The sequence below is a fragment of the Algoriphagus aestuariicola genome (genome assembly GCF_017254835.1).
GTDB classification, from domain to species: domain Bacteria; phylum Bacteroidota; class Bacteroidia; order Cytophagales; family Cyclobacteriaceae; genus Algoriphagus; species Algoriphagus aestuariicola.
In genome coordinates this window covers 134,267-143,901 of sequence record NZ_JAFKCW010000006.1, presented here as the reverse complement: position 1 = coordinate 143,901, position 9,635 = coordinate 134,267, and the positions used below count along the sequence as shown (strand labels likewise).

4 protein-coding genes are annotated in these 9,635 nt (G+C 49.0%); 1 reads left to right on the top strand and 3 read right to left on the bottom strand.

The window, feature by feature from the left end:
- The 3 genes from J0A67_RS21940 to fabF all read right to left on the bottom strand — a co-directional run.
- The coding region (locus J0A67_RS21940; protein WP_206571543.1) for a beta strand repeat-containing protein at nt 1-3,194 on the bottom strand (3,194 nt) is incomplete at its 3' end.
- Between the two features lie 139 nt (nt 3,195-3,333).
- Entirely contained in the window at nt 3,334-3,921 is a 588-nt protein-coding gene (locus J0A67_RS21935) for a phage tail protein (RefSeq protein WP_206571542.1), read from the bottom strand.
- A 574-nt stretch (nt 3,922-4,495) separates the two neighbouring features.
- Nucleotides 4,496-5,734 (bottom strand): beta-ketoacyl-ACP synthase II, encoded by a 1,239-nt coding sequence (gene fabF / locus J0A67_RS21930; protein WP_206571541.1) that lies wholly within the window; start codon nt 5,732-5,734, stop codon nt 4,496-4,498.
- Nucleotides 5,735-6,335: 601 nt separating this feature from the next.
- Here fabF and J0A67_RS21925 point away from each other — a divergent pair.
- Nucleotides 6,336-9,626 (top strand): SusC/RagA family TonB-linked outer membrane protein, encoded by a 3,291-nt coding sequence (locus J0A67_RS21925; RefSeq protein WP_206571540.1) that lies wholly within the window; start codon nt 6,336-6,338, stop codon nt 9,624-9,626.
- Nucleotides 9,627-9,635 lie beyond the last annotated feature (9 nt).

Sequence of the window (9,635 nt, the reverse complement as noted above, 5' to 3'; positions counted from 1 at the left end):
CTGTTGTCCGCATAGCTCACGCTGGCTCCACTTGGAAGCGTTCCGGCTATGACCAGTGACTTGGCCAAACCGTCATACACAAAGCTGTCGTCCTCGAAGATGATTCCGGTGATCGAGGCTGGCGTGATAGCAAAATCAGCTCCAGTAAAATTGAGCGTATAGTTACTGCCCGCAGATAAAGTACCGATGTTTATAGCATAGATGCCTACATTTTCCCCAACCGCTCTGGACAAGGATCCGCTAAGAATAGTTACGTTATCGGGGCTTATAAACCCGCTTACCGAATAACTGAGGACTGGATCGCCACTACCGTATACCTTTTCAATACCCGAAGTTGCGCTGACGTCCAGTCCCTTTGGATTTACCGCCAAAGTCTGTGACACCGATGGTGCTGGATTTGTTTCAGTATCTCCGGCTTGGGTAGCTGTGATCAAAGTACTTCCCGCTTTCAAGATCGAAGCCGAATTGCCCGTGATTGACACCACGCTAGGGTCCGCAGCCGTATAGGTGATCGTGAGGCCTTCACTGGTATTGGCATCTCCCAGAACAAAAATGGCATCCCCATAGGTTTTCGACGCAATAGCCGGGAAGTTGATGGTCTGGTCTTCTTTTACCCCTACAATATCGAAGGTAACTGAAGCAACATTAGAATTTTCCGTGCCATCATTTGCAACAAAAGAAATTGTGCCAGCATCGGCTCCGTATAGATCAGGAGTCGGAGTGAAGGTTGCAGAACTGACTGCGGTATTGATCGCCGCCAAGGTTCCAGAAGCTGTGAAGCTAGTACTTCCGTTCCCTGATCCTCCAAAGGAGATTCCCGTGGTGCCAATAGTTAAGGTTCCACCAGCAATGGTAAAACTTAGCGTTTGGTCATCGCCGTCCGAGTCGCTTACCGACATACCCGTGAAGATTGCATCTGTGTCCTCTGTCACGGTCGGTGCAATAGCGGCGGTGGCGACTGGTGGGAGGTTGTCCAGTTTTAGCACCAAACTGGTCACCACATCTCCGTAGTTTCCCGCTGCATCTACAAGTCTGAACGTGAGCTCTATGTCTCCCGCTGCATACTCACTCAGGTCAATCCCTGTAATCTGTCCATTAATGCCCGTGACGATTCCATTCCCACTTTCGAAATCACAAGAAGATGGAATACCAATCGTGTAGTAGTAGCTTGCTCCCAGTTCCGCGCCGGTGTAGCTGAAGCTTACTGCATTGGCATTGGCTGGTGTGATCGGATTTTGATCGATCTGCACGCCGTATCCTGAAGGTGCCACCCCATCTACCAACACGCCCGATGTGCTACCGACACTGTTTAGGGTTAAGTTGGCGGCCGTGCCGCCTGAGCCGTTGATGGTAGCGCCGCTGAGCGAAATCGCATTGATGCTGATTCCGTCCGTGTCCATCGCATTGGTTTCGACGTAATAGACAAAGGTCAAACTGGACGTCCCGCCTCCCGAAAAAAGGTTTGCCGACTTGGTTTCAGAACCTATAGTCAATCCCAACTGCGGCGTTCCACCACTCACGGTTACACTTTTGTCAAAATTAACCGTAAAGCTCAGCGTCTGCCCAACTCCGTATGTCCCATTGGCTGGGACAGTGACACTCGTCACCACGGGTGCGGATTCTGTTACGGTAATCGTCACAGTTGCAGTGCTGCATTGTGAGGGAGAGCCGTTATCACAAACTTGGTATTGAAAACTGTCTCCACCAAAGTAGCCGACATTGGGTGTATAGGTAAAGCCACCGTCGGCATTGAGCACGACTGTGCCTTGAGAAGCAGCTGAAGTCAGTGAAGCAGTAAGCAAATTCCCTTCTATATCAGAATCGTTGGTCAATACATTGCCTGTGACCGCCACGTTCTGTTCGGTGCTCACGATATCACCGACTGCAGTGGGCGGATCATTGACAGCAGTGACATTCACTTGGACAATGCCCAGATTCACCGCCAATGGCCCACCAACTCCTGAGTTTCCATTGTCATTGATGGATACTTGCACAAATCCAACATTGACACCACTGATATTTGCATCAGGTCTGAAGTAGATATTGGTGGGAATGTCGATATACGCGTTCAGGTTGGCTAAAGTACCCGTGAAGGTGACAGTCGAGGTGAGATGACCGGAGAGCGTAATTCCTGTTCCCGCAGCGAGATCAAAAATTCCCCCAGTAGCCTGAAGCATCAAGGTCATCATTCCACTTCCCGCATCCACATCACCGAGGGTCAGAGCCGAAATATTAAAAACGTCATCGACCGCATCTTCTTCCACCGTGACAGAAGCTGGAAGTCCTGTACCAGTTGGGGCGTCATTTATGGCTGCAATATCAAATGTCACAGACGCCGTGTTGGAATTGCTAGTACCATCATAGGCAATGAAGGAAATCGTGCCGGCTCCGCTACCATTTAAATTTGAAGTAGGTGTGAAAACAGCTGCATCCAGTGCAGTGTTGATTGCCGCCAAAGTGCCTGAAGCCGTAAAGTTTGACGAACCATTGCCCGATCCCGCGAAAGTTATTCCGGTGGTTCCCAAGGACAAAGTGCCACCCGTAATGGTGAATGTCAAAGTTTGGTTATTCCCTTCCGCATCAGTTACTTGAATATTGTCTGGCAAGGCATAGGGAATATCTTCTTGGACGCCTGAAACACTCGGCGCTGTAGCTACTGGAGCGGTGTTGGCAAAGGACCATGCAAAATCGTCCAAATTGACCTGGTAAAAATCACTTGCCGTAAGCCTTACTTCATCGACAGTAAGGTTAAAAGTATAGGTACCGTTGGCACCGTTGGCAACAGACTGCGAAGCCCCTACTGGATTCCCGCCTAAATAGCCCTGTATGGTAACGGTGGTCCCTTCATCATTTCTTAGAAACAAACTTTTAAAACTAAAACTCGACCCGTCATTTCGCTTAATAGTTACTCTTTCTGTGGTACCTGTGTTAAAGATTGCAGATTCCAAATCGAGGGATGCCGAATTACCAGCTCCGAAATCGGGAATGTGGGAAAAGTCTCCTCCATCTCCATCCAAGGTGAACACAAAGTTAAACTGGACTCCGTTACTGACATGACTTACCGTCGATACTTCATCTGGCCCAGAATCGAATGGGATCGTATAAGTCTGCCCGATTACTTGAAATGCCGATAGCCATCCCAGTAACAGGAGAAAAAGGACTTTGAAATGGGTAATCCGGTAAATGTATTCCATGGTCTATGCGTACTGAAGGCGTGTGAGATTCTTGGTAAGTCTGAGATGGTTTTAAAAAGTCGGGAGATAAACTGTAGGAAGACAGGGAGTCATTCATCCCTGCCTTCACATTTCTCTAAAGAATAAATCTGTGCAGGGACTATTGCCTGGATGGGAAAATCCCTTGAAGAGCGATAATGTAGTTGACCCCCAAAAACGGCTGCATGTTGTTGACAGGTATATTTCCGCCCGTCATTCCCACGGTTACGCTCCCAGAGGCAGGACTATTTCCTGTGTTCAAGGCCACATTTGGTGTGGAGCTGTTGTAGATATCCACGCCTCTTCCCTGATTGGTGCTTGCTGCCAAAGTTGTCGCATTGTTGTTACCGGGAGTCTCTTCGGTTCCCGCTTCATTGGAAGCCATCATTTGTACTTGGATATTGCTCACCTGAGCTGGGTGCGTGTGCGCCGGTATATTCGCCACGGTCAGGGTGGTGTTTTCGGATCCAGCCATCTCGCCCTGATTTCTCAAGGTCAATCCCGGCCCCTGCCCCATGCCCACAGCGCAGCGACCTCGCAAATCCGGTAGGGCGAATGTAGTCCGGCCATCCCCACCGTATGTCGTTCCCAAAAGCGAAAACAACGCGGTGTTCTGGGCTATTGACAACAATTGCCCATTGCAAAGCGCCCATCCTCGGGGTGCAAAATCAAACCCTACCATCATGATCTGTCCTAAAAAAGGTTCCATAGTTATTTTGTTTTAGATAAAATTGTTGAATTGAAAATAAATTATGTATAACTCAAAATACCAACAATAAAATACACTTTAACGCTTTGAAAAACTCCAGACAGACCTAAATAACACTTCAAGGCTGGCTATTATCTCCTAAGGTAAATGGATGTATTTTTAAATAAAATGCGTGGAAAGAAACTCCTTCTACGGCCAATTATTCCACAAATTGTCCCAAAATCACGGCAAATTGTTGAAAATATGGGCAGAAATATAGATGAAATAGTTTGAAAAAAAAGGAAGACCTATAACAATGAAAACAAAAATAAAAGCGTTGAAAAGTAATCTCCCTATACCTATATCAAAAAATCAAATATAAATTGTCTATCGTATACTATTAAATGTTTTTTATATTTTTAAAATAATCTTTATCTATATAGTTTTTATATAAAAATTCCCTTTCCCTAAATGTAGCATCCAAGCAAAGGGTTTCTCCTTTGGAAAAACGATTTGCATTTTTCCCTCCATAAAAAAAGGGAAGGCATCTTTTCCAATTAGCCTCCCCTATTGATCAAACAAGTATATCTCTGCCCTATATAGCCCTGAACACTACGGTGGAATTGTGCCCCCCAAATCCAAAGGCATTACTCATTGCCACCTTTACATTTTTTTCCATTGCTTGATTCACTACGACTTGTATTCCCTCGGGAATCTGCGGATCGAGATTTTCGATGTTGATGGAAGCAGGAATCACATTATCCGTGATTGACTTAACTGCTAGAATAGCCTCCACCGCCCCGGCTGCTCCAAGTAGGTGGCCGGTCATAGATTTGGTCGAACTTACCCAAAGGTTCGAGGAAGCGCCGAACACCTTGGCCACGGCATTCAGCTCAGCGATATCCCCAACAGGCGTAGATGTGGCATGAAGATTCAGGTAGTCGAGCTCAGCGGCATTTACCTGTGCTTCCGCCAAGGCCCATTGCATGGCTTTCGCTGCTCCCAAACCTTCCGGATGGGGGGAAGTCATGTGGTAAGCGTCGGCTGTCATCGCCGCCCCAACCAGTTCCGCATAGATTTTCGCGCCACGTTTTTTTGCGTGCTCGTATTCTTCCAAGACCAGAGCTCCCGAACCCTCCGCCATCACAAATCCATCCCTATCCCGATCGAAAGGGCGACTCGCCGTTTCCGGGTCATCATTTCGTCCAGACATTGCCTTCATCGCTGCAAATCCCCCAAAAGATGCCGGGGTAATTGGAGCTTCAGAGCCTCCGGTCAAGAATGCTTTGGCCTTGCCCAATCTGATGTAATTGAACGCATCCATCAGGGCGGTGTTGGAGGTGGCGCAAGCCGATACCGGCGCATAGTTGATACCTTGCAAGCCAAACTTCATCGAAATCAGTCCCGATGCCATGTTCAAAAGAAGCTTGGGAATAAAAAAGGGACTGAACCTCGGCGTATAGTCTCCCTTCACATAGTTTTCAACCTCTGTTTCGAAAGTTTCCATTCCGCCCTGACCTACGCCCCAGATCACTCCGATGTCAAAAGGATCGATGGCTTTCAAATCAAGTCCGGAATCCTCCAGTGCTTGGGATGCACTATATAAGGCGTATTGGGTAAAAAGGTCCGTCCGCTTGATCTCGTTTCTGTCGAGATACTTTGCAGGTTGGAAATCGGCCACCTCGCTGGCAATCTGAGACCGGAATTTCGACGCGTCAAATTTGGAGACAAGTCGGGTGTTGTTGACGCCTTTCAGCGCATTTTCCCAAAAAGTCTCCACGGAATCTCCCAGTGGATTAATGGTGCCCATGCCGGTTACGACTACTCTTTTCATTCGTTGGTTTGTTTCTGTTATGACTGTGCCGAACCTCTCCGGCGATGTGTCAACGACTATTTTACTTCCGAAAGTTCGCATTCAATTCGACAATTCTTCCTCCCATCTGGCAAATTGGTAGCCCATGCCCCGTCTCTAAATAACCCATGAATCGAAGAAAACGGACTGATGAGATAAAAAATCGTCGAAATCCCGCTTTCCAAACAACTTAGTTCAATTGCCACTGGGAGCTCGTCAAGCCATCATTCCGCCGTTCAAACAGCATTTTTTCCATTCGGATTCAACCCTAAATCCAAATAAAACTACCGTTAAGCAGGATTGAATTTCCTGTTAACAATTACCGCAAAGATTAATGGATAGATAATCGGGCTTAGTTCAATCATGCAGCCAAACGAGAGCACTTTTGCGGCAAGAAAGGTGAACGCAAGCCTCTAGAAACAAAAGACCCAAAAAAACCAGTACATCTCCGGCTGACGGGACAGCGGTCTTTGTAAGCGATTTTAACTGACAGACATTTTTCCCGCCATCCCGGTACTTGGCGGACAAACGCACACTTTTCCCACTTTCCTATGCCAAAACCAATTAAACCTTACTTATTCTTATGGTAAAACCTCTCCGCAAACATTTTGCATCCATTTCAAGGATAGCTGTTGTGGCTCTCTCCGTCCAATGTTTGAGTCTGGGCGTCCTTCAGGCTGCCACGCCTAGGACGTTTGAGACCAGTACGTCTAAAGCCCGTCGGGCAGACGTGACCATCACAGGTACCGTGCGCAACGCCACAGGCGAGGCGATGCCCGGTGTCACAGTCCTGGTAGCGGGATCGACTACCGGTACGGTGACCGATCTCGACGGAAAGTACTCCCTCAGCGTCCCCGAGGGAGCGACTTTGGTATTCTCCTTTATTGGCTATGATGCACAAAGCATAGCCATTGGAGGCAGAAGCGTGATCGATGTGACTTTGGCTGAAGGCTTGTCCACCCTAGATGAAGTCGTGGTAGTGGGCTACGGGATCCAAAAGAAAGCCAACCTGACCGGCGCCGTAGATCAAGTCGACTCAGAAGTCTTCGAAAACCGGCCCATTTCCAACATAGCACAGGGCTTGGTCGGTGCTGTCCCCAACTTGAACATCAAGATGCTGGACGGAAAGCCTACCCAGTCACCTAGCTTTAATGTCCGCGGCACCACCTCCATCGGCCAGCAGGGCAGCGCGCTCGTTCTGATCGATGGCGTGGAGGGCGATCCCCGGATGCTCAATCCCAATGACATTGCTAGTGTCACGGTGCTGAAAGATGCAGCTTCCGCATCGATATATGGCGCCAGAGCTGCCTTTGGAGTGGTGCTGATCACTACCAAATCCGCTACCGAAGGCAAAACTTCGATCACCTATTCGGCCAATTTCTCCTCAAAATCCCCGACGTCTGTTCCTGACAACATCACCGAATCCTACCCTTGGGCTAAAGGCTTCAACGATGCCTGGTCTGCCTGGAACGACAACGGCAATACGCCAACGGCGATCAACAAGACCTTGCCTTTTTCCCAGTCTTATTTGGCTGAGATCAAAAGGCGCTGGGAGGATCCTTCCCTGCCGCGCGTAGAGGTCAATCCATCCACCGGGGAGTATCAATACTACTATAGCACAGACTGGTACCGGGAATTGTACAAAGACAGCTTTTTTGCCCAAGACCATAACCTGACACTCACTGGAGGGGACAAGAAAACCTCCTACTATGTGAGCGGACGCTACAATGGACAAGACGGGCTTTTCAAGTACAATTCGGACACTTATGCGATGTACAACCTCCGCGCAAAGGGTACGATTCAGCTTACACCATGGCTGCAAATAGAGAACAATACCGATTATTCCCGAATGGCTTATCACCAGCCGCTAAACGTGGGTGAGGGTAGCGGAATCTGGAGAAACATGGCCGACGAGGGACATCCTTTGGCGCCTTTGCTAAATCCTGATGGCACTTTGTCTTTCCCAGCGGCCTACACCGTGGGAGACTACTATATTGGCAAAAACGCCTTGGACCAAGTCCAGCGTTTTCTGAAAAACAGACTTGCTGCAAAGGCGGAGCTCTTCGAAAAGAAGCTGACCATCAACGGAAACTTCACCTTCCAGACCACCGACAACAGCTACTTCCAAAAACGTGTCCAGGTACCTTACAGCAGATATGAAGGCGTAACGGGCTACACCGGAACAAACACCAATGACCTGCAGGACCGTAGAAACACCACCCAATACTACGCGACCAACCTGTACGCGAACTACCTGAAAACCTTTGGCGGCTCTCATAACCTAGGTTTGCTGGGCGGATTCAACTATGAGTCTTCCGTCTACGAAAACTTGACCGCAAGACGCAATGGGATTGTCTTTCCAGATGCCGAGGACCTCAACCTGGCGCTGGGCCAAAGCATCGTGACCACAGGCGGCTATCAGAAATGGGCGATTGCGGGAGGTTTCTTCAGGTTAAACTATGACTATCAAGGCCGCTATCTACTCGAAGTAAACGGGCGCTACGACGGCTCCTCCAAATTCCCAACGGATCAGCAATACGCCTTTTTCCCATCTGCTTCCATCGGTTGGGCCGTTTCCGAAGAGCCATTCTGGAAAGTAAGTCCAGGTCTATTGACCAGTTTGAAGTTCCGAGCGTCCTATGGATCACTGGGAAATGGCAACATCAACCCCTACTCTTTTACGGAGAACTTCTCGATCTCGCAGATGGGCCGAATCATCAACGGACAAAGACCGCAGGCCACCAGCATGCCGGGTGTAGTTCCAGCCGGCCTTACTTGGGAGACCTCTACCACGGGGGATATCGGATTGGATTTCGCCAGCTTGAACAACAGACTGCAGTTTACCGGAGATGTGTACCGTCGCTGGACCTCAGACATGTTTACCGTAGGGCCTACCTTGCCGGCGATCTACGGCACGACGGTGCCAAAAGGAAACTATGCAGACTTGGAAACCACAGGTTGGGAAGTCTCCATCGCTTGGGCCGATGACTTTGCGCTTGCCGAAAAACCATTCAACTACAATGTGCGAGTGGTTATGTCGGACTACAAGGCTTTTGTCACCAAATACAACAATGCAGACAAGCGACTGACTGACTACTATGTGGGCCAACAAATCGGCGAAATCTGGGGCTATCAAGTCGAGGGGCTTTTCCGCTCCGAGGAGGAAATTCTAAACTCACCATCTCAAGCTAATATCCCCAACACAAACACCCGCAAAAACTATGTAGGAGATCTGAAATTCAAAAACCTGGACGGGGACGACGTGATCTACCACGGGCTCAATCAAGTTGGGAACTCAGGTGATAAAACCATCATCGGTAACTCTGAGCCGCGCTACTCCTACGGGATCAACCTGAACGCAGATTGGAATGGCTTCTTCATCGGGGCATTCTTCCAAGGCGTATTGAAGCAGGACTGGTATCCCTCTGCAGAGTCCAGGTTCTGGGGTCAATACAACCGTCCGTACAACCAGTATCCCAGCTGGCATGAGGACAATATGTTCAGGGAAGAGCTCGGCAATTTCGATGCTTATCTCCCTCGGTTGGTTGGCTACATCGCCCAGGGAACTGGTCGCGCTTTGAATATGCCTAATGACCGCTACTTGCAGAACGCCGCCTATATCCGCCTGCGGAACATCCAGATAGGATACACCTTGCCGCAAAATCTGACGTCAAAAATCCGGGCCAATGACGTAAAAGTATACCTGTCGGCCGAAAACCTCTGGACCTGGTCCCCGCTTTACAAGTGGACGCGGGATACAGACGTCACCAGCATCTACGGCTCCGATCGTGACTTGAGCGGTGGCAGCAGTGGGGACGGCTACAACTATCCCATGCTCAAGGCGATCTCTGCAGGCCTAACCGTCAACTTCTAATTAGAACAC

Coding starts and splice junctions, on each gene's coding strand:
- J0A67_RS21935 (WP_206571542.1), bottom strand. CDS start 3,921: ATGGAACCTTTTTTAGGACAGATCATGATGGTAGGGTTTGATTTTGCA.
- fabF (WP_206571541.1), bottom strand. CDS start 5,734: ATGAAAAGAGTAGTCGTAACCGGCATGGGCACCATTAATCCACTGGGA.
- J0A67_RS21925 (WP_206571540.1), top strand. CDS start 6,336: ATGGTAAAACCTCTCCGCAAACATTTTGCATCCATTTCAAGGATAGCT.